Consider the following 26417-nt stretch of genomic DNA (forward strand, 5'->3'; position numbering starts at 1 on the left):
CAGCCTTCGCAGGCTGCCCTTTCCTTGATATAATTTACGCCGTTTCCACTTCGGCTTCATGAGTGCTTTCGTCAGCTTCTTCTTCGATAATAAGCTCGACTTTCTTAATGCGGTGCTTGCCTACTTCACGGATGATAAAACGGAGATTCTCGTATTGCATTTCCTTGCCCGGCTTCGGATCGGTAAATTCCGAGAACAGCCAGCCGCCGACCGTGTCGACATCTTCCTGATCGATTGCAACGCCAGTGATTTCGGATACATGATCAAGCGATACTTTGCCATCAAGCAGGTAGCAGTTATCCGCAAGCTTCTCGATTTCCTTCCGTTCATCGGTATCGAATTCATCCCGAATCTCGCCGACGATTTCTTCCAGAATATCCTCGATGGTAATCATACCGGAAGTACCGCCGTATTCGTCCATCAGAATCGCGATATGAACGCGTTCCTGCTGCATGCGCTTCAGGAGCGTCTTAACCGGCAACACCTCGGAAACGGTCAGTACCGGATGAACCAGCTTCTGAAAATTGAATTCTTTGTTTTCCTGGAATTCAAGGAACAGCTGCTTCGTGTTAATCATGCCAACGATGTTGTCTTTGCTGCCCGTTGCTACAGGGAAGCGGGTATACTGCTCTTTGCGGATGATGTCCATATTCTCCATCATCGAGTTATTCGTATATAAGCAAATCATATCGGTACGAGGAACCATGATTTCTTTGGCGAGCATTTCGTCAAAGGCGAAGATCCGGCTTACGTAACCGTATTCGGTGTTATTGATTTTACCGCTTTGGAAGCTGTCGTTCAGAATGATCTGAATTTCTTCTTCGCTATGCGCTTCTTCATGCTCTTTCACAGCCTTCAATCCGAACATGCGGATCAGGCTTGTTGCGGAACCATTCAGCACCCAGATGAACGGGTACATGATCTTGTGGAAGTAGATAATCGGTTTGGCTACGGCAAAGCTGATAAATTCGGCTTTTTGGATGGCCCATGTCTTCGGAGCGAGTTCACCCATGACCACGTGCAGGAATGTAACGGCAACGAATGCTATAACAAAGGAAATAATATGATTCAAATCGCTGTGTACGCCCAATTTCTCGAATAACGGATGGATTATTCGTTCAACGGTCGGTTCACCTAACCAACCAAGTCCGAGGGCGGTAATCGTAATACCGAGCTGACAAGCCGACAGATAAGCATCAAGGTTGCTTGTCACGCGTTGTACGGCAAGCGCGTTTTTCTTGCCTTCGAGCACCAGCTGATCCACTCGGCTCGCGCGAAGTCGGATAATCGCGAACTCCGTAGCAACGAAGAAGGCGGTCAATACAATTAATACAGCAATCATAAACAAATTAAATCCTATACTACTGTCCATTTGGGTTCTTCACAATCCTTTATGAAATATTATAAGTTCCTATGATCTACTATAACGAACTTCAGCTAGCAGATGCAAACTTGCTATTTTACTTTACGGGCGCAATACCATCCATTATGGCGAAAAATTCGGAGCTAACATTACAATTTTGGCAAATACCTCGTCTTTACAAGGGTCTGTACAGGGGCGTATGATAAGTTCAGATGAGCTTGTAATGATCAAGCCAATCCCTTTAAGTCATAAGGAGGTAAGCGATATGGAAGCTTTTACGCTTACCCGCAAAGAGATGGCGGATTTGCTGCTTGCGATGCAAGGCCAAAATTGTTGTGGTCCTCTACAGGTTCTGCAGCAGGCTTGGAAACAATCGCACCGTGATGCGTATGAATCCGGATCGTCACTGCCGGCTTTCCTGTCGACGGCGCTTCCGCCTGTCCTGGTAAAGCTGATTAAAGGACGCGAGGTAAAAGGATTCTCTTTGCAGGAGATATCCGCGTTGGGCGGATTAATAGATTTTTCGCAAATGTCGATTACGTCGATGCAAAACTGGGTAAAGAGAGATTTCAAGGCTTATTTCGACTGTCCGAAAATCGGCAAGAAATATTCTCTGAACCAGACTGCGCTCTTGTTTATTATCGAAGATCTGAAATCCAGTCTCGATTTCGGTTCTATAAGGAAGCTGTTCGACCGGTTGTTCAATAAGCCGGAAGACGAAACGGACGATCTGATTGGCCCGCTTGAGCTGTATGCGGCATATACCTCGATGTACGATGAACTCGCCGCAAGCGGCTACCGGCTGCTTGATATGGCTCGTCCTTATGCGGATGCGAAGGACAGGGAAGTCATTATGGAGCAGATGCTTCACATCGCTTCGGAGCCGTTCCTGCAAGTTTTGCCGAAGTTAAACGAAGAGCAGACAGAGGCGTTGCGTCACATATTGTTCATCGCGGTCATTTCGATTCACACCTCTTACTTTCATTCGCTGGCCAAACGGTACTGTCACGCCACCCTGTTCCTGAATTCATAAACGATTCATAAACATAGGAAGGTGATTCAAAAAGGCAGCAACGAAAGCCATGCGCTTCCGTACTGCCTCAGCTAATCAGAAATTATGTGATTGCTGTTCCGCCCAATCGCCGATATACGGCAGCTTGAAGCGCTTGCCCTGCAGGGCAAGCAGCATAAGGGCTATCCATAGAATAAAGCCAAGGGGTGTCAGAACCAAGCCAAGAAGCCAGCCGATAACGGGAATGAAACCAAGCACGATATTGAGTACAATAAAGACAACGGAAATCGCGATCGACTGAAGGGCATGAAATTTTACGAACCGGCTCTGTTTCTCCACGACCAGGAATATAATACCGGTGATAAAACCCAGGAAATAAGCAAGCAGTGCTGCCACTTTGGGGTCTATACCTGTTGAGGAACGATCAGGCTCGAAGGAAGCGCTGGACATGAACGGATCTCATCCTTTCTATAATCGACTCTCTCGAGAAGATTGTATTCATGTCCGAAAAGTTATATGTCATTACGTAAGTTATAATGAAGTCACTAGGAAAGATTGGAGTTGAATGACGGATGAATATTGCGTTTTTTCTGCTGCCCAAGCAGGAGGTTATTACGGTAACGCAAGATGCAACGCTCAGGCAAACCCTCGAGAAGATGGAGCATCACCGCTACTCTGCGGTCCCGATTATTAATGAAGAAGGGGGCTACGCGGGTACGGTAACGGAAGGCGATCTGCTCTGGTACATGAAGAACACGCCGGGCGTAAGCTTTGAGAACGCGAATAAGGTGAAGCTGCAGGATGTGCCGCTCCGCATGATGAACCGCTCGGTTCGGATTGACGCGGATATGAAGGATTTGATTGCCCTTGCGAAGGTTCAGAACTTTGTTCCCGTCGTGGACGACCGAGGTCACTTCATCGGCATCGTCCGCAGAAGCGAAATTATCGATTACTGCCAGTCCTTTATTCCGGGTTCCCCATCGGTTGCGATGGAGGCTTGATTGTTCCATTTAGGCATTATGAAATAAGCATATCCAGCAGCTCCAAAAAGGATGGCTTGCGCGGCTATATTTTCAGATAGGTTAGGAGAAAATAGGCCAAGCGCGAGCATGACTTCAGGAGGGGCTTCATGAATAGGAATGAGCACCAAAAAGACGGAGGCCGCAAACGGTACCGTCTTTTTGTTTTATTTTTTGCGATGGCGATCTCGGTAACGGGGCTGGCGGAAGGCGGCACGGCAGCTAAAGCGGAAGCAGCTTCGGAGACGGTCTATGATACGGTAATTGCAGGCGGCAGGGTGATGAATCCGGAAACCGGGCTGGATAAGAAAGGCTGGAATGTCGGCATAAGCGGCGGCCGGATTGCTGTTGTTACATCCAAGCCATTGAAGGGTAAGCATGTTATAAACGCGACTGGTCTTGTCGTGGCGCCTGGTTTTATCGACAATCTGTCCTACAACCCGAACCCGCTTGGCGTCTGGAACAAGATTGCGGACGGGGTCACGACCAATATTGCCATGCATGGCGGAACCTCAGCGCCGCAGGAATGGTATAACTATTATGCAAAAAGCACGACGCCGGTCAACTTCGGAGCTTCGTTCTTCTACACCGAAGCCCGCAACCGTTATGAGCTCAGCCGTTATGACAGCGCGTCGCCGGATCAGATCAAGGAGCTGGTCAAAGAGGCGGAGCAGGCTCTCAATAACGGAGCGCTTGGCATTTCCTTCAGCCTTGAATATGTGCCGGGTATCACCGCCGCCGAGATTTTGCCGATGATGAAGCTTGCCTATGACTACAACGTGCCGGTCTATTTTCATGCCCGTTATTCCGATATGGAGGAACCGGGCACCAATATGGATGCCCTTAACGAGCTGATCGGGTATGCCCGAAAAACAGGAACAGCCGTCCATATTGATCATATCAACAGCACGGGGGGCACTTTCTCGATGAAGAGGTCCTTATCCTTTCTGGAGGCTGCCCGCAGACAAGGGCTCGATATGACCGCCTGCGTTTACCCCTACGATTATTGGGGGACCTACCTGAACTCGACTAGGTTTGACGAGGGCTGGCAATCGAGATTCCGGATTACGTTCCGTGATCTGCAGATTGCGGGTACCAATCACCGTCTAACGGAAGAGACGTTTAGCCGTTACCGCAAGGAAGGCAAGCTGGCGGTAGCTTACGCCATCCCCGAGCAGGACGTCGTAAAGGCGCTCAAGGCGCCTTACGTGATGATCGGAAGCGATGCGATCCTGGAGCCGGGCAACAACAATCATCCGCGCGCCTCCGGGACTTTCGCGAGAACGATCGGACGGTATGTCCGGGAGAAGCATACCCTTACCTTAATGGACGCCCTCTCGAAGATGAGCCTCATGCCGGCCCAAAGGCTTGAGAAGCAAGCCCCGTCACTACGCAAGAAGGGCAGGCTCGCCAAAGGAATGGATGCGGATATTGTCATCTTCGATTACAAGACGATTAAAGACCGCTCCACCGTTGAGCATCCGGAGCGATTATCCGATGGAATCCGCTATGTGCTTGTTGGAGGCCGGCTGGCTCTCGACAACGGCAAGCTGAATAAAGAGGTCCAGGACGGCCAGCCGGTTCGCAGCGAATTCGCGAGGGTAAAGAGCGGAGCGGGGCTGCTCAACTGGGGTGCCCGTCAATATGCGGTGGTTGATTATAAAGGCATGCGGTACGTGGATGTCCGCTCGCTTGAGCAGCAGGGCTACAGGCTGGAATGGGATAAAACGAGCCGCAAGGTCATAGCCCGGCGAAGCAATAGCCAGGCTATTCCCGCGGTCAGCGGTGCCGAGCTGGCTCCCTCGGAAGGGATGCTTATGCTGGAGCGGGGATACCGGCTGGAGGCAGGGAACGCAAAAGCGGCCTTAATCTCGATCGGAACCCGGACGTTTATGCCCTTAACCTTGCTGGACGAGCTTGGGTTTAAAGTAACCGCGGCGGGCGATGCGATATGGAAGGCAAGCTGAACCCGCCGGTAGCAGCAGGGGCAGCGCCGGGGGCGGGATCGGGACTTCGGCGCTTTATCCTCGATAAGCGTGCGGCAAGCGCTAAAGGATGTGCGTGATCTATTTTGCTTTTATGATATAATGAAATTTGAATGTTTGTTTACTGATTATGTACGCAAGAGGTGAACGGCTTGAAAGGTAAGCCCGGTATGAAAGCAGTTCTATGGAGCGGCGCGTCTCTGCTTCTTATTTTGTCATTGGCAGTACCTGTGTTTAACATGCTGACCATTATGCTGCTGATGGTGCCTTACGTCATTTTGTATACGACGCTGTCAACGCGGTCCTTTTTACTGCATCTTGTACCGGTATGGATCATCGCGGCCGTTATCCTTGGGCCGTCGGTTCTTATTATCGCGTTATTCTTCCTGATCCCCGCCATGGTGATGGGGCAGATGTACCGGAAAAGGGCGTCGGCACCGTATATATTAAGACGGACGACGCTGGCGATTCTGTTCTGTCTGCTGGCGGAGCTGCTTATTTTCGAAGGGGTCCTGAACCAATCGTTTATTGACCAAATCGGTGATTTCGTCCGCAGCCTGGTGGCTGACCTCAACTCGGAGCATGTGCTTCCGAAGGAGTGGAACAGCGACTACACGGAATCGATCATCAAGGTTATGATCCATTCGATCCCGCAGGCGATCATCTTGATCTCGTTCGTCTATGCGGTCATTACGCAGTATTTCGCCCGCAAGGCGTTGGTGTCTTCCATCGAGGATATTCCGACCATGCCTAAGGCAAAAGATTGGATGCTTCCGCGCATTCTGGTCTTCTATTACCTGGTCGTTTATATCCTGGAGATGTTCGCAGACAGCGGCAGCAGTTCCTTCTATTCCGTAGCGCTTATGAATTTGGTGCCGCTTATGAAGTACGCGTTCACGATTCAGGCGATCGGATTCTTCTTCTACATTGCGCATCAGCGGAGATGGAACAAGGCGATCCCGGTTATTATCGCGATTCCCCTTCTGTTCTTCCCGTCGCTAAGCTTGATTGGCGTACTTGATGCCGCTTTTCCGATCCGTAAGTCGTTTTCGAAATCATCATAAGCAATAGGAGCGAATAGGAAATGCCGAAGTTTCTTGTCACGCGATGGCATGGCATGCATCAGGTCTGGTCTATCGCATTAATGGTTCTTATGACCGTTGTGCTCACCTGGTTTTGGTGGGTGCTTGGGCTTATCGCGCTTCTTCTCACTATAGCCGTTGCCGTCTATACGGTTCTTGCGGAGAGGGCTTTCCGCAAGGATTTGAAGTCGTATCTGGGGACGTTATCCTACCGGGTGAAAAAGGTCGGCAATGACGTTATCGGAGAGCTTCCGTTTGGCGTTATTCTGTATAACGAAGACCGCACGGTAGAATGGCATAATCCGTATATTGCGCAAATTGCGGGTGAGGAGTCGGTGATCGGGATGCCGCTCACCGAGCTGTTCCCGGCTCTGCAGCAGGTTAAGGACAAGGAAGGAACCGTTGAAGCGACGGTTGACGGGCATGTCTACCAGCTGCTCTTCAAGCAGAAGGAGCGGATACTGTACGTACAGGACATTACGCTCCTCTGGCAGCTCAGCAAGCGGTACGATGAAGAAAAGCTGGCAATGGGCGTCGTGATGATCGACAGCCTGGAGGAAGTAACGCAAGGGATGGACGACCATCAGCGGAGCTCCCTCCAGTCGAAGGTGACGACCGAGATAACCGAGTGGGCGCAGCGGTATCAGCTGTACCTGAAGCGGGTAACCTCGGACAGGTTCCTTCTCATTACCGATCAGAAGACGCTAAGGCAGCTGGAGCAGTCGCGGTTCGTCATTCTCGATGAGGTGCGGGAGATGACAGCCGACCAGAAAATCCCGATTACGCTCAGCATTGGCTTCGCGGCCGGAGCGGAAAGCATCGTCGAGCTTGGCCAATGGGCGCAATCCAGTCTGGACATTGCCCTTGGACGCGGCGGCGACCAGGCTTCGGTGAAGGTCGGCGGGCGCCAATCGTTCTACGGCGGCAAGACAAACGCGGTAGAGAAGCGCACCCGCGTCCGCGCCCGCGTCGTTGCGCACGCGCTTCGCGACCTGATCAAGGAGAGCGGCAACATCGTCATCATGGGTCATAAGATGCCGGATATGGATGCGATAGGGGCGGCAATCGGTATTCTGAAAGCGGCTCTGATGTTTGGCAAGGAAGCCTATATCGTGCTCGAAGGGATTAACCCGGCGATTCAGAAGATGATGGAAATGCTGCGCGAGGACGAGAAGTTCACGAAGCGGTTCATTACGCCGGAGCAGGCGCTTGGCATCACGGACGGCCGGACGCTGGCCGTTGTGGTGGATACGCATAAAGCATCGATGGTGAAAGAGCCGCGCATTCTGTCGCAGACGAATAAAATCGTAGTGGTTGACCATCACCGACGCGGCGAGGAATTTATCTCGAACGCGATTCTGGTCTATATGGAGCCTTACGCCTCTTCAACCTGCGAGCTCGTAACCGAGCTGCTGCAGTATATTCATGACCGGGTGCTGCTGGATGTACGCGAGGCAACGGCGCTACTGGCAGGCATTACGGTGGATACGAAAAACTTCTCGCTCCGGACGGGGGCCCGCACGTTTGACGCGGCATCGTTCCTGCGCCGCAACGGCGCCGATTCGATGATGATCCAACGGATGCTGAAGGAGGATCTTGAGGAGTATGTACGCAAGGCCGAGATTATCAAGCATGCCGAAGTGCACTACGATCATGTAGCCATTGCGGTGACGGAGCCGGGCCGGAAGGTGGCTCAGCTGCTGATCGCGCAATCGGCGGATACGCTGCTAAACATGACGGATATTTATGCCTCGTTTGTTATTGGGGAAAGGCCGGATGGACTTATCGGCATAAGCGCCCGCTCGCTCGGGCATATGAACGTACAAGTCGTCATGGAACGAATGGGCGGCGGCGGCCATCTGACGAATGCAGCGGCTCAATTAGAGGGCACCGTACAGGAAGTGGCGGCCAAGCTCAAAACTGTACTTGCACAAATTGAAGCGGAAGAGGGGTTATTCGAATGAAAGTAATTTTCTTGAAAGACGTGAAGGGTCAAGGCAAAAAAGGCGATGTGAAGGATCTGTCGGAAGGCTACGTACGCAACTTCCTGCTGCCGCAAGGACTTGCGAAGCTGGCATCCGACGGCAACCTGAAGACGCTGGAAGTGCAGAATGCATCGGAAGAGAAACGCAAAGCGAAGGAAAAAGCGGACGCGGTTGAGCTCGGCAAGAAGCTGGAAGAGCTGAAGGTTGTTATCAAGGCTAAGGCTGGCGAAGGCGGCCGGTTGTTCGGAGCGATTACCAGCAAGCAAATCGCAGAGGCACTTGCCGCTCAGGCAGGCGTTAAAATCGACAAACGCAAAATCGAGCTGGAAGATGCGATCCGCACCCTCGGCGTCACTCAAGTACCGGTGAAGCTTCATGTAGACGTTAAATCGAAGCTTAGCGTACAAGTTACCGAAGAATAAGCAAGAGCTCTTATTAAGCGTAATAGAAGCAAGACGACAATGGCGATGTGAGAGCATCGCCATTGTTGTCCAATCAGACAGGCCGATGCTGGAACTTTCCATAGCTTTCGGCGGCCTGCAACTGCTACACTGTTCGTTGTAGCATGAACGGAATCGGAAGCATTTCAGCATTCATTGGAAGGGAGCCTAAAGCATGAGCATGAGTAGTACGGAGCTGATGTTTGATCGCGTTCCGCCGCAAAACCTGGAGGCGGAGCAAGCCGTAATCGGCGCGATCCTGCTTCAGTCGGAGGCGCTGATCACCGCGATGGAGCGGCTGCGCAGCGAAGACTTTTATAGCGTTCCCCATCAACATATATACGAAGCGATGGTTGAGCTTGGGGAGAGCGGGCAGCCGGTCGATCTAATCACGCTGACCGCTTATCTGCAGGACAGGCAGCTGATCGAGGAGATTGGCGGCGTATCCTATCTGGCGAAGCTGGCCAGCGCCGTGCCAACGGCGGCAAACGTCGATTACTACGCGCAGATCGTGGAAGAGAAATCGATGCTTCGAAGGTTGATCCGGACAGCCACGAATATCGTATCGGACGGTTACGCAAGCACGGATGAAGTCGGTATTCTTCTGAGCGACGCGGAGCGTAAGATTCTGGAGATTTCGAACCGCCGTTCAAGCAGCGGCTTCATCTCCATCCGCGATGTTCTGATGGAAGTATTCGAGAAGGTTGAGACGCTCTATAATCAGAAGGGTGCAGGAACAACGGGTATTCCTTCCGGGTTCGTCGATTTGGATAAAATGACGGCCGGCTTCCAGCGCAGTGACTTAATCATTATTGCGGCCCGTCCTTCCGTAGGCAAAACGGCGTTCGCGCTGAACATTGCCCAGAATGTGGGCGTCCGCGCCCGCGAGACCGTCGCGATCTTCTCGCTCGAGATGTCCGCTGCGCAGCTCGTTCAGCGTATGGTCTGCGCCGAGTCGAACGTAGACGCGACCCGGATGCGTACCGGTCAGCTCGAAGGCGACGATTGGGAGAAGCTGACGATGGCGATTGGCGCCTTGTCGGAAGCCAATGTATTTATAGATGATACGCCAGGCATTACGGTTGCGGATATCCGCGCGAAATGCCGTCGGCTGAAAAAAGAAAAAGGTCTCGGCATGATTCTTATTGATTACTTGCAGCTCATTCAAGGCCGCGGTAAAGCGGGCGAGAACCGTCAGCAGGAAGTATCCGAGATTTCACGTACTCTGAAACAGATCGCCCGTGAGCTGGAAGTGCCGGTTATCGCCCTGTCGCAGCTCAGCCGCGGCGTTGAGCAGCGTCAGGACAAGCGCCCGATGATGTCCGACCTTCGGGAATCGGGTTCGATCGAGCAGGATGCCGACATCGTAGGATTCCTGTACCGTGACGATTACTACGACAAGGAATCCGAGAAGAAGAATATCATCGAGATCATTCTTGCCAAACAGCGTAACGGCCCTGTCGGAACGGTTGAACTGGTCTTCCTTAAGCAATTCAATAAATTCGTAAGCTTAGACAGGACCCACGAGGACCCGTCGCAGGCATCATAAGGTTATGTATAATATCCGAACAATTGTATGGGCGACTGTGCAATTGTTCGTTTTTTTGTTTGACTTCTCTATACGAGACTGCTACACTGTTATTGCTGTCTTTTACGCGGTCGGACCATTTTTGAGTAAGAAGCTCCGATCCGGTTAATGCTAAGACGGTAATTTTCGGTGTGCAAAATCACCGGACGGGGGTATGTTTATGTCTACGGTTGTTGTTGTCGGTACGCAGTGGGGAGACGAAGGGAAAGGCAAAATTACCGATTACTTGGCGGACGGAGCCGACGTCGTCGCTCGCTATCAAGGTGGTAACAATGCCGGACACACTATTCTCATTGACAACAAGAAGTATAAATTGACGATGATTCCATCTGGTATTTTTAATCAAAATAAAATTTGCGTCATCGGTAACGGGATGGTTATCAACCCGCAAGCGCTGATCGACGAAATTAACTATATTCATGACAATGGCTTCTCCACGGATAACCTGAAAATAAGTGACCGCGCCCATGTCATTATGCCTTACCATCTCGTGCTGGACGGCCTCGAAGAGGACCGCAAGGGCGACAACAAAATAGGTACGACGCGCAAAGGCATCGGCCCATGCTACATGGACAAAGCTGCGCGCAACGGTATCCGTATCGCCGATCTTATGGATGCGGAAGAATTCACGGAGAAAACACGCCGCCTCGTGGTGGAGAAAAACCAAGTGATTCAGCAGGTATACGGCGGAGAGCCGCTTGATGCCGAAGCAATCATTGCGGAATACTTAGGCTACGCCGAGACGCTTCGTCCTTACGTGACGGATACTTCGGTTGTTCTGAACGATGCGATTGACGCAAACCGCAAAGTGCTGTTCGAAGGCGCGCAAGGCGTTATGCTAGATATCGACCAAGGTACTTATCCGTTCGTTACTTCTTCCAACCCGTCGGCTGGCGGCGTATGCATCGGTTCCGGCGTGGGTCCTTCGAAGATCCAGCAGGTTATCGGCGTAGCGAAGGCTTATACGACGCGTGTTGGCGACGGACCGTTCCCGACGGAGCAAATTAACGAAATCGGCGATCTGATCCGCGACAAAGGTCATGAGTACGGTACGGTTACAGGCCGTCCGCGCCGCGTTGGCTGGTTCGACAGCGTAGTTGTCCGCCATGCACGCCGCGTCAGCGGCATTACCGGTCTGTCCCTTAACTCGCTGGACGTGCTGAGCGGCCTCGAGACCGTGAAGATCTGTACGGCTTACAAATACCGCGGCGAAGTCATCGAGCACTATCCGGCAAGCCTCAAAATGCTGGCGGAATGCGAAGCGGTATACGAAGAGATGCCAGGCTGGAGCGAAGATATTACGGGCGCGAAAACACTGGAGGATTTTCCGGTTAACACGCTGAACTACCTGAACCGCGTATCCGAGCTGACTGGTATTCCGATTGCCATCTTCTCGGTTGGACGCAACCGCGAACAAACGAATATCGTTCGTCCAATCTACGAATAGAACGTAACTTAGAATTCAAAGAAAAGGATAGTCCAAGGCGGAATGGCCGGGACTATCCTTTTTTGTCGTTTTCATAGTTTGCTCGCCCTAATCTTTGACCATAATGATAGATAGCAGAAGGAAAGGGATGAGCGCAAATGTGGTTAAAAGCAGCCGTATGGATCGCGAAAATCGTAGCGGCGGGTCTCATTGTCAGCTTTCTCTCCATATGGACAACCGGCTATATCGTTAATAGTTATGTACAGACGCTGCTGAAGCAGTATAACCTGCCGCTGGAGGTACAGCCGATGGCTTTGTCCGGCGTATGGGGCAAGCTGTGGGGCGCGGAGGAGCCCGTTCAGACGGAGGATACCGAGAAGACGGGCACGGAAGGGGCGGACGGGGATAAGGTCGCGGTAGACGCGTTTGCCGACCAACCGTCCACCGCACCGCTTACGGATATCGGCATTGGCGGAGGCTCGAAGGCGGAGGGCGGCACGACCGGTCAATCGGAGGAAGCGGGCACGAGCACGGGTCAGACCGAGGGCAGCAGCCAGACGGACGATGATGAGGCGCCGTCGATCGACGGTGAAGAAACGGCGATTACAACCGAGGACATGAACAGCATGAAGGGGCAGATGAGCGAGGCCGATAAGGATCAATTATTTGGTCTGCTCATGAGCAAGCTGCCGCAGGAGGCCATGCAGACGATCTCCGGATACATGGAAAACGGGCTGACGGACGAGGAGCTTACGCAGATTCAACAGCTGATGGCACAGTATCTCGACCGGGACCAGTATGAACAAATGATGGCAATTCTGAAAAAATATTAATTTCGGCTCTTGACAAGAATGGTTGCCGCGTTTATTAACCATATGTTAAAGTATTAGGCGAGTGATCCGACAGGACATTCGTCTTTTTTCATGTCGGATTCCGTATTTTATTGCAGTAAAAGTGCGAAAAGGAGACCATCATGACCGTTTTCAGCCCCAAGGATCGTTTCCGGAAGACTTGGAATCTTGTAAACCAGTACTTTCGGCCTAGTGATCCGCAAGACTCGAAAGGCAAGAAGCAGCCTCCTTCGACAGGAGAAGGACCACATACTCCAATGTGGAAGAAAAAGCCTGTCATGCTTACAGCAGGAGTGCTGGTAGTCCTAGCAGCAGCCGGTATCGGCGGTACCGGATACGTACAAGCGAATACAGTCGATTATTACAACGTATATAAAGACGGCAATATCGTGGGTTCCGTCAGCGATCCCGCAGAGGTGGAGCAGCTGATTCAGCAGCGGACCGAAGAGGTAAAGAAAGCAAATCCCGAACTCAATATGGTGCTCGACACCGGCGAAATTACGTACAGCGGGGAAAGCGGCTTTAAAGCGGACCCTGAGACGGAAGAAACGTTAGGCAAGCTGAAGGGTCTGCTGACCTCGCATGCGGAAGGCGTCGAGCTGGTCATCGACGGCAAGGTAGCCGGCGTGGTAAAGAATCAGGAAACGGCCGATGCTATTTTGAACCGGGTACAGAGCAAGTACGCACCGCAGCTTGCGGCAGCGAAGAAGCAGAACGAAGTGAAAACTTTGTCTTACTCGAAGGCGGAGGCTGAGAAGAAGAAGACGGAAGCGTCCAGCGGCAAAAAGCTGACCGGCGTCAAATTCGTAGAAGAGGTTAAGATAGACGAGGTAGAGGTTGATCCAAGCAAGATTATGGACGCTAACGAGCTGTACCTGAAGCTGGTGAAGGGCAGCGTCAAACCAACGAAGTATACGGTTCAGAAAGGCGATTGCATCGGATGCATTGCCGATAAGTTCAATATCTCCGAACAGGTCATTTACGATAACAACGGCTGGATCGAGCAGGATATGATCAAAGAGGGCGACGTCCTGGATCTGACCGTGCTTCAGCCGGAGCTGACGGTGAAGACGGAAGAACGCCAGTCCGAAACGATTACTTACGATGCTCCTGTCGAGATCCGCAAGAGCGATTCCATGAAGCTTGGGGAATCGAAGGTGCTGACGGAAGGCAAGAGCGGCAAGAAGACTCTTACATACCGGGTTGTGAAGCAGAACGGTAAGGTAGTTACGGAAGAGCTCGTAGATAGCCAGGTTATCGTGAAGCCGGTAGCCGAGGTTATCATCCGGGGAACAAAGGTTATTCTTGGCGAAGGGACAGGCCATTTCGCATCGCCGGTATCCGGCTGGTCGCTGTCGAGCAAGTTCGGACAGCGCTGGGGACGGATGCATAAAGGCATCGACATGACCGGCGGTAAAACCATCATGGCGGCGGATAACGGTGTTATCGAGTTTGTTGGCCAGAAGACAGGCTACGGCAATTGCATTATCGTCAACCATAAGAATGGCTACAAAACGTTATACGGACATCTGAAGTCCATCGGCGTGAAGAAAGGCCAGATTGTCGAAAAAGGCGACAGTCTGGGCATTATGGGAAGCACCGGCGAATCGACCGGCGTGCATTTGCATTTCGAAATTACGAAAAACGGCGTACTGCAAAATCCGTTAAAGTACTTATAATATACTTTTTATCCAGGAAGGCTGTCCTTAAGTGGGCAGTCTTCTTTTTTACCTTTTTTACCCCCAATCTCTCGGGAATGAAACATGCCTCGTTAACCTTAATTATGAGTTTTATTGGAAAAGGACTGAACGAACTTTAATTGGGAACTTGACGACGCACTATGTTAAAATAGAAGAGTAAAAATAGGACGAGCGACAGGCGGGTGTAACGATGCACGGGAAAATTTTAGTGGTCGACGACGAACAGCCCATTGCAGATATATTGAAATTCAACTTGGAGAAGGAAGGGCATCAGGTCATTTGCGCGTTTGACGGCGGCGAGGCGGTTCGACTCGCGTTCGAAGAGCAGCCGGACCTGATTTTACTTGATTTGATGCTGCCCGTGAAGGATGGAATGGACGTTTGCCGCGAGGTGCGCACGCGTCTGCATATGCCCATCATCATGCTGACGGCAAAGGATACGGAAATAGATAAGGTGCTGGGTCTTGAGCTTGGCGCCGACGATTACGTAACGAAGCCGTTCAGCACGCGGGAGCTGCTGGCCAGGGTGAAAGCCCATTTGCGCCGGCAGCAGAAAACCTCGGAGGCTGCGGCTTCTTCGCCTGACCATGCGAACGCGGGCGACAACGGCCATGGTGCCGGGGACGAGAAGCAGGGGCTCAAGCTGTTCAACCTGTTTATCGATACCGATATGTATGTCGTCTATAAGGACGGGGAGCCGCTTGACCTGACCCACCGCGAATACGAGCTTGTTTATTACATGGCGCGCAACAGCGGCAAAGTGATGACGCGCGAGCATCTGCTGCAGGCGGTCTGGGGCTTCGAATATTTCGGCGATGTGCGGACCGTGGATGTCACGATTCGCCGTCTTCGCGAGAAGATCGAGGATGATCCAAGCCGTCCGGAATATATTATGACCCGCCGCGGTCTTGGTTACATGATGCGCAATCCGAAGTCGGGAGGGCTCGGCTACGCATGAGCGGGCGGAGGTTTTTTCGCACCATTCAAGTCAAGCTGGTCATTATTTATCTCTTGCTCATTCTTGTCGCAATGCAGCTCATTGGCGTGTACTTCATCAGCACGGTAAAAGCGTCATTGACCGACAACTTCACGACGAATTTGAAGGAGCAGGCCGATATTCTCTCGAAGCTGGCTGCAAAGGAGCTTTACGAAAAGCCCAATAGCGATAGCGAGACGGATACGAGCAGCACGGAGGATTTAAGCCTTGTCGTTCGCAATTTGTTCAGTATCAGCGGGACGGAGGTACAGGTGCTGGATGGCAACGGGCGGGTTGTTGCAACCTCGCTTCAGGTGCCGGAATCGTACATCGGGAAGAAAAACACGTCCCTTGCGGTAAGCCGCGCGCTAACGGGCATTTCCGAAAATGAAGAAGAGATTATCGACGAGAACGGCACCCGCAAAAAAATCATTGCCCTTCCCGTTACGTACAACGATAACGATAAGGTAGTTGGCGCAGTCTACATGCTGGCGTCCATGGACAGCCTGTACGATACGGTGAACCGGGTTAACCAGATCTTTTTCTCCGGCACGCTTATCGCGCTTGGTCTTACCGGTATTCTTGGCATCCTGCTTGCCCATACGATCACGAGTCCGATACAGGGACTGACGCGGCAGGCGGCGGCCGTCGCGGACGGGAAGTTTGATCTGCAGGTGCCGGTGCTTGGGGACGATGAGATAGGGCGGCTAAGCTTGGCCTTTAACGATATGACGATCCGGCTGAAGGAGGCGCTCTCGGTCAACGAAGAGGAGAACGAGAAGCTCGCCTCCATTCTGTCGAATATGAGCGACGGCGTGATCGCGGCCGACGAGAACGGCAAGGTGATCGTCTGGAACCGCCGCTCGCAGGAGATGCTTGACGTGCGTACCTGCGAGGGCTGCAGTCTGCCCGAGCTGCTGGGCATGCCGGTGCAGAAATACTTGGAGCTGCAGAATGGCCGGGAACAGACCGTCATATTGCCGCGCAGCGAAGAAGAAGCGGAAATGGATGACGAAGAGGGGGTTCTCCGCGTCACGTTTACGCCGATTCACCGGCGCGACAAAGGGATTACGGGTACGATTGCCGTCCTGCAGGATGTGACGGAGCAGGAAAAGCTCGAGCAGTCGCGCCGTCAATTCGTCGCGAACGTCTCGCACGAGCTGCGCACGCCGCTCACCACGATCAAGAGTTACGCGGAGGCGCTTAACGACGGGGCGCTGGATGAGCGGGAGCTGTCCGAGCGATTCGTCGGCGTTATCCGCAACGAAACGGAGCGGATGATCCGCTTGGTTACGGACCTTCTGCATTTGTCGCGCCTGGACTCCAATCAGGCGCCGCTGCGGCGGCGGAAGACCAACATCCACGAGATGCTGGACGAAGTGGCCGACCGCTTTTCCTTCCAGCTTCGCCAGAAGTCGATCCTGGCATCGATTGTCGTAGACCGCGATCTCAAGTCGGCATGGCTTGACCGCGACCAGATTGACCAGGTGCTCGATAATCTCATATCGAACGCCATCAAATATACGCTTGAGGGCGGAGCCATTGAGTTAAGCGCCCATAAACAGGATGCCGCTACGATTGCGATTAGCGTAAAGGATACGGGCATCGGTATTCCGAAGAAGGATTTATCCCGTATTTTCGACCGCTTCTACCGGGTGGACAAGGCCCGATCGCGCAATATGGGCGGCACGGGGCTTGGTTTATCCATTGCCCGGGAAATCGTAAAAGCGCACGGCGGCACGATCTCGCTCAAGTCCGAGCTGAACGAAGGCACCACGGTTACCTTTACGCTGCCGGCCCTGCAAGAGGAAGGTGAGACGGCATGATAGAGAAAGCGAAGACGCTTCTGCTCGTAATGCTTGTCGCGCTCAGCTTGATTCAATCGTACTTCCTCGCGTACAGCATGCCAGGTCTTGGCGCAACGGTGAAGACGGGACAGGATTTATCTAATGCCGATCCGCTCGGGAAGAAATCAAGTGTGGAAAGCGTCGTTTTTCCGGAGGAGATTGTCCTTCATTTCGGCGGCAATGAGCATACGGTGCTGTACCCGGGAACAACGTTCTATAATATGATCCTGAAAGACCGGATTCAAGGCCGCGAATTCAAGGGTTTTCAACGCAATCCGGCTAACTTGCTTAATTGGGATGAAGTCAGAAAGAACGATATCGGCGTTGAGCTGCGCTTCCAGAACGGCATTCCGGTAGAGCTCTTGAAGAAGCTGCTCAAGGTGCAGGGAGATTTGCTGTTCCTGGGCGAGACGATCGACCGAATCTGGATCTTCAAGGCGACCGATTCCGAGGAGGTCAGGACCTTCTTCTTCAGCGCCGACGGGCAAAAGGTATACGAATCGACGCAGGCCGATTTGACGGTACGCGACGTTCAGGATTACGTCGGCTTTGGCGAGTACCAGCCGAAGTACCAGATGACCTCCGACGGTATCTATTTGCCGAAGCAGCCGATTCAATCCGTGGAGATGGTCTTCCCTTATGAGACTTACTCTTCGGAGCTGATGCAGCAGAACTTGTTCTTTGACACGGCTACGACCAAGGCGCTCTACGACCGGAGCGGCTCGCAGATTTTTACGGACGGCAAGCGCGGATTGCAGATTGAGCAGAAGGGCAAGTGGATGATTTATACGAACCCTGCCGCCTCGCAGAGCGAGGAAAATCCGCTTAGCGAGAATGTTTTTGCCTCCATTGAATTTATTAACGATCATGGCGGATGGGACGGCGTACACCGTTTCGTTAACCCGGGAATAAATCTAGAGGGCAAGACGGGTAAATACGCGGAGTTCCAGCAGTATGTCGATAACTATCCGGTTATCGAGAGCAAGGATTTCGAATACGGAAGCATGCGGCTTACGCTGCAACAGGGAGTCGTAACGGAGTATAGCCGTTCTCTCATTACGCTTGCCACTCGGTCGAAGACGAGGGAAGCCAGATGGCTGCCGGGCGGTGCCCAGCTGCGCAGCGCGCTGGATCATTATGACCGCCGTTCGGAGGTTGTCCGTTTATTCCCGGCTCTTAAGGCCGAACCGCTTGAAAACAATGAATTAAAATTTATTCCCGTATGGGCGGTTCAGCTCGAAGACGGAACGCAGGAAGCACTCACCGAAGCGTATCCGACAGGCTTTGTTCCGCAGGAGATAAAGGACAGCCTAAGCTCCGCCCATGATTCGGGTGAAGGAACCGGCACGGATAAAGGCGGAAGGGAAGCTTCGGGACAGGAGACGGCATCCAAGGATGGCAATGATCTATTCGGAGGCTCGGATCCGCTGCAAAATTCGATTGCGCCGGATAAAGAAAGCAAGCAATAAGCCGTAACGAACGGAGGCGGAAGATCAGGTGGATTGGGGCAGGGCCAAAAGCGTGCTTATTATCTCGTTTCTGCTGCTCAATATTTTGCTCGGTTATCAGGTATGGTCGAACATCGGCGAGCAGCTGAACGCCAACAAGAATACAGCAGAGCTTCCGAGCGAGACCTACGCCTTCATGAAGCAGAAGGGCATTGAGCTGTCCGCCAATCTGCCGGTCGAAACCCCGAAGCTGCGGGATTTAACGTACATGCTGCGCAGCGGCACCCTTGAGGGGCTGCCGGAGAAAAAGCTTGCTACTCCGGTCGACAGCCGGATTATTTTCTCCGAGAAGGATCTCGTCAAGACGCTGGGCAGCCAGATTGCCGATCTGGACAAGTATAAGTTCGATCCGGCGATGACAAGGGACGGCGTATACGTGCTGTACCGGATGGCGGATAACCGTCCCATGTTCGACGTAAAGCTGGAGCTCTATTACAGCAATCAGAAAATAACCGGCTTCCGCCAGGTTCGGGTAGATCTGACGGGCCCGGGGGAAGCCAAGGAACAGACCGTGCTGCCGGCCTCGAAGGCAATGGCGCCGTTTATCGAGCGGAACCTGCCGGACGGAGCGGTCATTACCGACATCCAGCTGGGCTACCATGGTCAGATGTTCGATACGGAGACGCAGGTAGCGGCGCCTTATTACCGGGTGCTGCTGGAGGACGGGAACGAGTATTACATTCACGCGATTAACGGGGAAGTCGCGCAGGTGAAGGAAGAAGTACCGCTGGACCGCGTTCGTTAGTTTGGGGAAGGGCGCGGTTAGGCAGACGCATAGAATGGTTTTTGTGTTCATGGGAGCAGGGGAAAGGATAGAAGTTAAGCGATGGGACTTACGTTTACGGTATTGGGAAGCGGATCTACGGGCAATGCGACGATAGTAAGCAACGGGGATAAAATGGTGCTGGTGGATGCCGGACTTAGCATGAAAAAAATAGAGGAGCTAATGCGCGAGCAAGGCGTGTCCGGCCATCAGCTGTCCGCTTTGTTCGTTACGCATGAGCATTCCGACCATATTAAAGGACTGGGCGCATTCGCCCGCAAGTACGAGCTGCCGATCTTTGCGAATGAAGGGACCTGGGGCGGAATGGAGCGTCACGTTGGCACCATTGAGCCGGAGAAGCGGGTCATTATGGAGACGGGCGAGTCGCTGCGGTTCGGCACGATGGAGGTCTCCTCCTATCCGATCTCGCATGATGCGGCGGAGCCGGTCGGCTATACGTTTGTCGACAACGGGGAAAAGCTGAGCCTCGCGACCGACCTTGGTTACATGAGCGACAAAGTGAAGCAAGCCATTATTGATTCGGACGTGCTGGTGCTTGAATCGAATCATGATACGGAGATGCTTCGCATGGGCCGTTACCCGTGGAACATCAAACGCCGCATTCTAAGCGATGTCGGGCATTTGTCGAATGTTGCAGCCGGGGAGGCATTATGCGAGCTGTTAACGGATCGGACGAAGCGGGTGTATCTGGCCCATCTCAGTCTGGACCATAACCTGATGGAGTTGGCTATGCTGACGGTGCGGAATGTCATGGAGGATAACGGAATCTTTTTCAAGCAAAACGAGAATCCTCTGCGCGCGACTTATCATGACCGGCCTACGGCATGGGATGAAGTGAAGCGGAAATAAACGACTCCAGCTGGTTGTCCAGCTCGTCCGCTTTGGCGGTCAGCTCTTCGCGGGTGATCAGACCCTTGTCCACAAGCAGCTCAAGCATAGCGCTGAGGGTAAGGACGGTGCGGTAGTGGTCCTCCTTCAGATCGGCTAATTTGGCTGCAATCTCTACTTGTTCCCAGGGGGAGAATGGTTTTGTTTTCATAGATACGGTTCGCTCCTTTTTCGTTATGATGGAGGAGTGCGCAAGTGAATCTATTATTATTGTAGTCTAATCTTCCGAAAACATTCTTAGAATGTAAAAATAGTTTTTGTTCCATTTTCAAAGGCAAGCATAAGCATCGAAAGGAGCGGTAACGATGGGATTATTTGATGACGATTTCTACTCGACCAAAGTATCAAGACGTGCTCGTTCCACTTCTTCGGGGGATGAATTCGCCTTCTCCAATAAAAAGGGAATGCGCAGCTGGTCGAATGTCCGCATCGCATTTGTAGCTTCTTTCACCAGCGCGGTAGCAGCGGTATTGTTGTTTGTGCTTGTCTTTGGCGGCGGGGGCATCGCTCCGGGTTCCCATGCGGCAAGCGTATCGGCTTCCGGAAGCGCCTCGCTGGAGCAAAGAACCATTCAAGCTTCGGCAAAGGTTCGGCCGGCGGTCGTCAGCGTTATTAACGAGCAGACGGTTCCCTATGGACTGGTTCCCGGTGACGGCACCCAGGGTCAAGCAGCCAGCGGAGATGAAGGGCAGGCCGAGGGCTCGAAGCAGGAGGTTGGCGTTGGCTCCGGCGTAATCTTCAAGCTGAAGGACGGCAAGGCCTACATTATTACGAACCATCATGTTATTGCAGGCGCCGAGTCGGTGAAGGTGATGCTCGTGAACGGCGAGAAGCGCGAAGCAAAGCTCGTTGGCAGCGATCAGATTACGGACCTGGCGGTGCTCGAAATGGACGGCAAGGACATTAAGACGGTAGCCGAGATCGGCAAATCGTCGAAGCTGCAGCCGGCCGAATTCGTGCTTGCGATCGGCAATCCGCTTGGACTTGGCGATTCGCTGTCGATGGGGATTGTGAGCAAGACGCATCGGGTCGTACCGGTTTCCCTGAACGAGGATGGCGTGTATGACTGGCAGCAGGAGGTCATTCAGGTGAACGTCTCGATTAACGAAGGCAACAGCGGCGGCCCTCTGATTGATATGGACGGTAAGGTTGTAGGCATTAACAGCATGAAGATTGCCGAAGTAGGCGTCGAGGGATTAGGCTTTGCGATTCCGATCGATAACGCGATGCCGATTATCGACAGCCTGATGGAGAAGGGTTATGTATCTCGTCCTTATCTGGGTGTCTATACGGTGGATCTGGAGCAGTATTTCGCGCAGAAGCAGCAGGAAGATCAAGCGGCTGGCAGCGATGGCAAGACCGATCAGGGTACCGGCGCCGCTTCTGGAAGCGAGGAATCCGGGCTGCCAGAGCTGAATCTCCCCGACGAAGTATTCAACGGAGTTATCGTGCTAGAGGCGGTAGGTCCGGCGAAGGACGCGGGCATGAAGCTGAATGACGTGATCGTGAAGCTGGACGAGAAGAGTATAAGCAGCACCTTGGAGCTGCGGCAATATCTATACCAGAAGAAGCATATTGGCGATGAGATTAAAGTAACCTTCTATCGCGACGGCAAGCTGCAGACGACATCGTTCAAGCTGGCGGAGAAAACGAAGGATGAATAAATCGTAATGGAAGCTGTGCTGACGGGAAACCGTTGGCGCGGCTTTTTTTGCGCCTTTGCGCCATACCCCGACTAAAGTCTAACCTTCGAGCCATCCTCTGGAAGGTTTCTGGCAAATGTCCGCTGGCGTAAACTATACTCAAGAAGCAAGAGAGCAAAGAGGGAGAGAAATCAACCATGCATAGACGATGGGTCAGAAATACGATAGGAGTGGTTCTTGTGGCGATCGGGATTATCGCGTTGTTGCAATACCAATTCGGCGGAGTGAAGAGCAAGGAATATGCCCATACCTTGCAGCTCGAAGATAAAATGCACGAGCTTAGCATCACATCCGAAAGCCTTGGACTTGAAGTGGATTTTGTTCCAAGCACGGACGGAAGCAATTCGATCCATATAGAAGGGAAGGCCAAACCCGAGGTTATTGAACAAATCAAGAACGCGAGAGTGGAGAACGGGAAGATGGATCTGCGCTTGAAGGAGAAATGGCGCTTTGGTTTATTCGATTTCTCCGGCTGGAACGAGAAGCAGGTCGTAACGGTATCGCTGACGGAAGAAGCTATGTCATCTCTTGAATCGTTGAAAGTAAAAAGCGATTCCGGTTCGGTGAGGGTAGATGGCGCAAGGGCGGCTGACAGCCAAGTGGAGACGGATTCGGGAAGCATCCGGCTCGGCAGCTTCGAGGGTGGCACGCTGTCGCTGGATGCCGATTCGGGAAGCATTAAGCTGGAAAGCTTTAAAGGCAGCAGCTTGTCGATCAAGTCGGATTCGGGAAGCATTCACGCGGGGACGGTTGCCGCGGAGCTGAAGGCTTCGTCGGATTCCGGCAGCATTACGATCGATCATCTGAGCGGCAAGGCAGTCGTACGTTCCGATTCAGGAAGCATTCGTATCGTAAAGAATGACACAACCGGCGCGGACGTGAAGAGCGACTCCGGCAGCGTGAGAATCGAGATCCCTTCTACGTACGGCGGCATGTATGATCTGGATTCGGATTCCGGCTCCATTCATAAGCCGGATCGGCAAGGCACCTCGGGAGAAGTTATCAAGGTTCGTACGGACAGCGGCAGTATTCGAATCAGCCAACCGTAACATAGAAAGCCGCACGGGCAGGAGGGATGCCCGTGCGGCTTTTATTTATTTAATAAGATTAGCTGCCACGCGGGGCGTAGAGCATGATGGCAACGCCTGCGATGCAGACGGCGGCTCCGATCCAGTCGTAGAGATCGGGAGCTTTTTTATCGATGAGCCATCCCCATAGAACGGCCAAAATGATAAAGACTCCCCCATAAGCAGCATAGACACGGCCAAATGAGGGGAAATTTTGCAAGGTGGGAATAACGCCGTACGCGATCAGGATGATGCCGCCTAGGATGCCGTACCAGAGCGGCTTAGCTTCTCGCAGCCATAACCAGACCAGATAACCGCCGCCAATCTCGGCTAGGCCGGCAATCACGAACAGAACAATCGCAATAAACACGGATAGACTCCTTCTTCGTATAGACTTGTAATCATTATAAAGGGATGGCGAGCAGAAGGAAATGAGAGGAAGAATTGACCGGATTACTTCACATCGGCAGGCTGGTTTGTTATGCTAGCTGTATAATAAACAACTTTGAAGAGGAAGCGAAATTCGAATGTATTGTGTGTGCAAGCAGCATGTCGAGCTGGCGATTGATAAATTTGTGGACGAATACGAGGACGCGCCGGATATTGTCGATTTGAAGGAAACGGAATTTGCCGATTGGGATCCGCCTCGCAGCTGCGATCTTTGCGGGGAGGCAGCAGCCGAGTTTTTGGTGGTATAGGAAGAGGAGCTAGTTGAAGGGCGCTTGCCGCATCGCGATGCGGGGCGCTTTTTTCATAAGGCAGGCGTTGGCCTTTCGAAGGGGGGTACCCTATGAAGAGATGGATGCTTGCATGCCTCCTGTTGCTTCAAGGATGCGACAACGATGCTGAAGGCAAACGTCATATTCAAGAAGAGGAGAGTGTAAGCGTAATGGAGACGATTGACGAACAGCTGCTTCAAGCCGCCGAGGATGGACAAGCCGATAAAGTCCGGCAACTGATTCAAAACGGCGCAAACCTGGACGTTCAGGATGCAAAAGGACGCACTCCTCTCATGATTGCGACCTACAAGAAGGATTTTGCGGTGGCAGAGGTACTGACTGAAGCGGGAGCGGATGTGAATATACGGGATGAGATGTTAAATTCGCCATTCTTGTATGCCGGAGCCGAAGGATACTTGGATATATTGAGGCTTACGATTGATGCCGGGGCGGATACGAAGATAACGAACCGTTACGGGGGCATAGCCATCATTCCGGCCTCGGAGCATGGTTATGTGGAGGTTGTTCGGGAGCTGCTTGAGCGGACGGATATTAATGCGAATCATGTCAATAATCTGGGTTGGACGGCATTACTCGAAGCCATTATTCTCAATAACGGCAACAAGCGCCAGGTAGAGACCGTGAAGCTGCTGATCGAGCATGGGGCAGATGTCAATCTGGCCGACAACGACGGCGTTACGCCGCTGCAGCATGCCCGCAAGAGAGGGTTTAAAGAAATCGAGCAGCTGCTGGTTAACGCGGGAGCGAAATAGCAAAAAGAGTTCCACGTGGAACGTAAAAGCGACTTAAGTGGCTACCATTGAGGTCGCAGCGCGGGAAGTTGAGCGGTTTTTTTGGTATGCTTAGAGGAGCAGGTATACCATTATACATAAGGGATGAACATTCATGCATATACAGATTGCTTCGGTAGGAAAGCTTAAGGAAAAATATTTGGTGCAGGGCATCGCGGAGTATGCCAAGCGGCTCGGGCCGTACGTGAAGCTGACGCTCACGGAAGTGCCCGACGAGAAAGCGCCGGAGACGATGAGTCCGGCGGAGGAAGCGCAGGTGCGCGAGCGGGAGGGGGAACGGCTTCTGGCGCAGCTGAAGCCGGACGCCCATGTTGTGGCGCTCGCGATTGGCGGCGAGCTCTGGTCCAGCGAGGATCTCGCGGACCAGCTCGATAAGCTGGCCACGTATGGGCGGAGCCACGTGGCTTTTGTCATTGGCGGGAGCACGGGGCTTGCTCCCGCGGTGTTGCAGCGCGCCCAGCAGAAGCTCAGCTTCGGGCGCATGACGCTGCCGCACCAGCTGATGCGGCTGGTGCTGATCGAGCAGATCTACCGCGCGGTAAAGATTAACCGCGGTGAACCGTATCATAAGTGACGGCGAAAAAGTTTTGTTATTATAGGTGATTACCGCTTTTAATAATATGTTAGATATGCCTCGTCTACGCTTGTTTCTCCAGTTCTCATAGCGGTTATATCGAAGGCTTCTTTAAATTTCTTTTGCATATTCAGTATTTTCAAATGCCATCGTTAGACGTGGCAAAGGTATGCTTGCCTTTTTTGCTTCTCTCACAACTTCAAGTACCGCAAAACCTGCTTTACTATTGTTGTATTCCACAAAAAGCCGAGGTAAGCTGCCTTTTGCAAAAATAACCTTGTTAAAAAGTGTGCCGAGAAGTCCAGGTGGAATTTTAGTCAGCAGGAGAGAAATGGCATCAAGCTTTGCACCTCTTGCTTTAAGTACAGGAATCAATTCCCTCATATTCAACCCAACATTGGAAAATGAATCATTATGGTTCATGAGCGCTGAAAAACTTCCCCGTTTTAACACCTCGGCTTCCATCGCTGCATTCATGGCAAAGTGGTTCCATAGCCAGTTTTGCATATCCTTTATCCAACTAATTTTAAAATGGGCACTTTCAAATAGTTCTCTGACCTTGTTATTAATATGCTCAGTGCCTGCCCGTGGTTTTTCTAGAAATACCATTTTCAAAAAGCCGCCCCTAAGCTTATTGTCCGCTATGCCACCTCCTGCTCCGGGGAAGCCAAAGACAACATTGTTCATAGACAATGGTGCGATCGATGATTTCAAATCTTGCCAAATGTTATTGAATAGGAGGATAGGGGCATTTCCTGCAGCAGTTGATAGGAATTGTGCTGCTCCTGGAAGCTGTTCCGTGTTGACGCTCACAATAATGAGATCATAATTTGGAAGGATCTCCTCATGCAGTGTAACGTTCCAGCTTTCTTTTATTAGCTTTTTCCCTTTTCGAGCGTCCCACATTTCCAGCTCTATACTGCTTCCGAAGGTTTCTATCCTCCCCTTTCTAACGTAAAAGTCTACTGTATGCCCTGCCTGTTCGAAAGCCCACGCATATTGGGTCGATATTACACCTCTACCGAAGAATAAAATTTTCATGTTAGACTCCCCCAAAGAGTTGATAATCCTTATTGATGATCAAACAA

25 protein-coding genes are annotated in these 26417 nt (G+C 52.2%); 20 read left to right on the plus strand and 5 right to left on the minus strand.

Features of this window, described 5'->3' with window-relative positions; genetic code table 11:
• Nucleotides 1-34 precede the first annotated feature (34 nt).
• Complete coding sequence (locus EV294_RS14970; protein ID WP_243711674.1) at nucleotides 35-1342, minus strand: hemolysin family protein; 1308 nt, start codon at nucleotides 1340-1342, stop codon at nucleotides 35-37.
• A gap of 286 nt (nucleotides 1343-1628) precedes the next feature.
• On the opposite strand from EV294_RS14970, the gene EV294_RS14975 reads away from it, so the two are divergent.
• Nucleotides 1629-2396: a DUF1836 domain-containing protein gene (locus tag EV294_RS14975; RefSeq protein WP_132308105.1), complete on the plus strand. Its 768-nt coding sequence runs from the start codon at nucleotides 1629-1631 to the stop codon at nucleotides 2394-2396.
• Between the two features lie 75 nt (nucleotides 2397-2471).
• Here EV294_RS14975 and EV294_RS14980 read toward each other — a convergent pair whose 3' ends face one another.
• Complete coding sequence (locus tag EV294_RS14980; RefSeq protein ID WP_132308106.1) at nucleotides 2472-2825, minus strand: DUF4870 domain-containing protein; 354 nt, start codon at nucleotides 2823-2825, stop codon at nucleotides 2472-2474.
• A 122-nt stretch (nucleotides 2826-2947) separates the two neighbouring features.
• Here EV294_RS14980 and EV294_RS14985 point away from each other — a divergent pair, with 122 nt between their 5' ends.
• The 14 genes from EV294_RS14985 to EV294_RS15050 all read left to right on the plus strand — a co-directional run bounded on the left by EV294_RS14985 (nucleotide 2948) and on the right by EV294_RS15050 (nucleotide 20415).
• Entirely contained in the window at nucleotides 2948-3376 is a 429-nt protein-coding gene (locus EV294_RS14985; RefSeq protein ID WP_015847803.1) for a CBS domain-containing protein, read from the plus strand.
• Nucleotides 3377-3504: 128 nt separating this feature from the next.
• On the plus strand, nucleotides 3505-5361 hold the full coding sequence (locus EV294_RS14990) for an amidohydrolase family protein (protein WP_132308108.1): 1857 nt from the start codon (nucleotides 3505-3507) through the stop codon (nucleotides 5359-5361).
• Between the two features lie 188 nt (nucleotides 5362-5549).
• A complete protein-coding gene (locus tag EV294_RS14995; protein ID WP_243711675.1) occupies nucleotides 5550-6443 on the plus strand; it encodes a DUF2232 domain-containing protein in 894 nt (297 codons plus the stop codon).
• Between the two features lie 20 nt (nucleotides 6444-6463).
• Nucleotides 6464-8425 carry a DHH family phosphoesterase gene (locus EV294_RS15000; RefSeq protein WP_132308111.1) on the plus strand — a complete coding sequence of 654 codons (1962 nt, stop codon included), beginning with the start codon at nucleotides 6464-6466 and terminating at the stop codon, nucleotides 8423-8425.
• Nucleotides 8422-8868 carry a 50S ribosomal protein L9 gene (gene rplI, locus EV294_RS15005; RefSeq protein WP_132308112.1) on the plus strand — a complete coding sequence of 149 codons (447 nt, stop codon included), beginning with the start codon at nucleotides 8422-8424 and terminating at the stop codon, nucleotides 8866-8868. The genes EV294_RS15000 and rplI overlap by 4 nt, the downstream gene beginning before the upstream one ends.
• Nucleotides 8869-9061: 193 nt before the next feature.
• Complete coding sequence (dnaB, locus tag EV294_RS15010) at nucleotides 9062-10435, plus strand: replicative DNA helicase (protein WP_116394517.1); 1374 nt, start codon at nucleotides 9062-9064, stop codon at nucleotides 10433-10435.
• Between the two features lie 199 nt (nucleotides 10436-10634).
• Entirely contained in the window at nucleotides 10635-11921 is a 1287-nt protein-coding gene (locus EV294_RS15015) for an adenylosuccinate synthase (RefSeq protein ID WP_132308114.1), read from the plus strand.
• 137 nt (nucleotides 11922-12058) lie between these two features.
• Complete coding sequence (locus EV294_RS15020; protein WP_132308116.1) at nucleotides 12059-12733, plus strand: hypothetical protein; 675 nt, start codon at nucleotides 12059-12061, stop codon at nucleotides 12731-12733.
• A 140-nt stretch (nucleotides 12734-12873) separates the two neighbouring features.
• Nucleotides 12874-14430: a LysM peptidoglycan-binding domain-containing M23 family metallopeptidase gene (locus EV294_RS15025; RefSeq protein ID WP_132308118.1), complete on the plus strand. Its 1557-nt coding sequence runs from the start codon at nucleotides 12874-12876 to the stop codon at nucleotides 14428-14430.
• Nucleotides 14431-14641: 211 nt separating this feature from the next.
• Entirely contained in the window at nucleotides 14642-15409 is a 768-nt protein-coding gene (gene yycF / locus EV294_RS15030) for a response regulator YycF (RefSeq protein ID WP_132308120.1), read from the plus strand.
• A complete protein-coding gene (walK, locus tag EV294_RS15035; protein ID WP_132308121.1) occupies nucleotides 15406-17253 on the plus strand; it encodes a cell wall metabolism sensor histidine kinase WalK in 1848 nt (615 codons plus the stop codon). Before yycF ends, walK begins: the two co-directional genes overlap by 4 nt.
• Nucleotides 17250-18743: a YycH family regulatory protein gene (locus EV294_RS15040; RefSeq protein WP_132308123.1), complete on the plus strand. Its 1494-nt coding sequence runs from the start codon at nucleotides 17250-17252 to the stop codon at nucleotides 18741-18743. The genes walK and EV294_RS15040 overlap by 4 nt, the downstream gene beginning before the upstream one ends.
• 28 nt (nucleotides 18744-18771) lie before the next feature.
• The gene (yycI, locus tag EV294_RS15045) at nucleotides 18772-19527 is read left to right on the plus strand and encodes a two-component system regulatory protein YycI (RefSeq protein ID WP_132308125.1); all 756 of its coding nucleotides are present in this window, start codon (nucleotides 18772-18774) and stop codon (nucleotides 19525-19527) included.
• Between the two features lie 81 nt (nucleotides 19528-19608).
• Nucleotides 19609-20415, plus strand: a complete 807-nt coding sequence (locus EV294_RS15050; protein ID WP_132308127.1) for an MBL fold metallo-hydrolase — start codon at nucleotides 19609-19611, stop codon at nucleotides 20413-20415.
• Here the strand turns inward: EV294_RS15050 and EV294_RS15055 are convergent.
• On the minus strand, nucleotides 20384-20605 hold the full coding sequence (locus EV294_RS15055) for a hypothetical protein (protein ID WP_132308129.1): 222 nt from the start codon (nucleotides 20603-20605) through the stop codon (nucleotides 20384-20386). The two genes, EV294_RS15050 and EV294_RS15055, sit on opposite strands and share 32 nt — an antisense overlap.
• A 154-nt stretch (nucleotides 20606-20759) precedes the next feature.
• On the opposite strand from EV294_RS15055, the gene EV294_RS15060 reads away from it, so the two are divergent.
• Both EV294_RS15060 and EV294_RS15065 read left to right on the plus strand, forming a co-directional pair.
• Nucleotides 20760-22118 (plus strand): S1C family serine protease, encoded by a 1359-nt coding sequence (locus EV294_RS15060; protein WP_132308131.1) that lies wholly within the window; start codon nucleotides 20760-20762, stop codon nucleotides 22116-22118.
• Nucleotides 22119-22294: 176 nt separating this feature from the next.
• Complete coding sequence (locus tag EV294_RS15065; protein WP_243711676.1) at nucleotides 22295-23206, plus strand: DUF4097 family beta strand repeat-containing protein; 912 nt, start codon at nucleotides 22295-22297, stop codon at nucleotides 23204-23206.
• A 58-nt stretch (nucleotides 23207-23264) separates the two neighbouring features.
• On the opposite strand, the gene EV294_RS15070 is transcribed toward EV294_RS15065, so the two are convergent.
• Nucleotides 23265-23594 carry a YnfA family protein gene (locus tag EV294_RS15070; protein ID WP_132308133.1) on the minus strand — a complete coding sequence of 110 codons (330 nt, stop codon included), beginning with the start codon at nucleotides 23592-23594 and terminating at the stop codon, nucleotides 23265-23267.
• Between the two features lie 157 nt (nucleotides 23595-23751).
• Here EV294_RS15070 and EV294_RS15075 point away from each other — a divergent pair, with 157 nt between their 5' ends.
• The 3 genes from EV294_RS15075 (at nucleotide 23752) to rlmH (ending at nucleotide 25329) form a co-directional block, all read left to right on the plus strand.
• Nucleotides 23752-23922, plus strand: coding sequence for a CxxH/CxxC protein (locus EV294_RS15075; RefSeq protein ID WP_015847785.1), 171 nt, complete (start codon nucleotides 23752-23754; stop codon nucleotides 23920-23922).
• 92 nt (nucleotides 23923-24014) lie between these two features.
• Complete coding sequence (locus tag EV294_RS15080) at nucleotides 24015-24716, plus strand: ankyrin repeat domain-containing protein (RefSeq protein ID WP_132308135.1); 702 nt, start codon at nucleotides 24015-24017, stop codon at nucleotides 24714-24716.
• A gap of 133 nt (nucleotides 24717-24849) precedes the next feature.
• Nucleotides 24850-25329 (plus strand): 23S rRNA (pseudouridine(1915)-N(3))-methyltransferase RlmH, encoded by a 480-nt coding sequence (gene rlmH / locus EV294_RS15085; protein ID WP_127496882.1) that lies wholly within the window; start codon nucleotides 24850-24852, stop codon nucleotides 25327-25329.
• Between the two features lie 111 nt (nucleotides 25330-25440).
• On the opposite strand, the gene EV294_RS15090 is transcribed toward rlmH, so the two are convergent.
• Nucleotides 25441-26370, minus strand: coding sequence for a ketopantoate reductase family protein (locus EV294_RS15090; protein WP_132308137.1), 930 nt, complete (start codon nucleotides 26368-26370; stop codon nucleotides 25441-25443).
• Between the last annotated feature and the right edge of the window lie 47 nt (nucleotides 26371-26417).

It is taken from the genome of Paenibacillus sp. BK033, from assembly GCF_004345425.1.
GTDB lineage: Bacteria > Bacillota > Bacilli > Paenibacillales > Paenibacillaceae > Pristimantibacillus.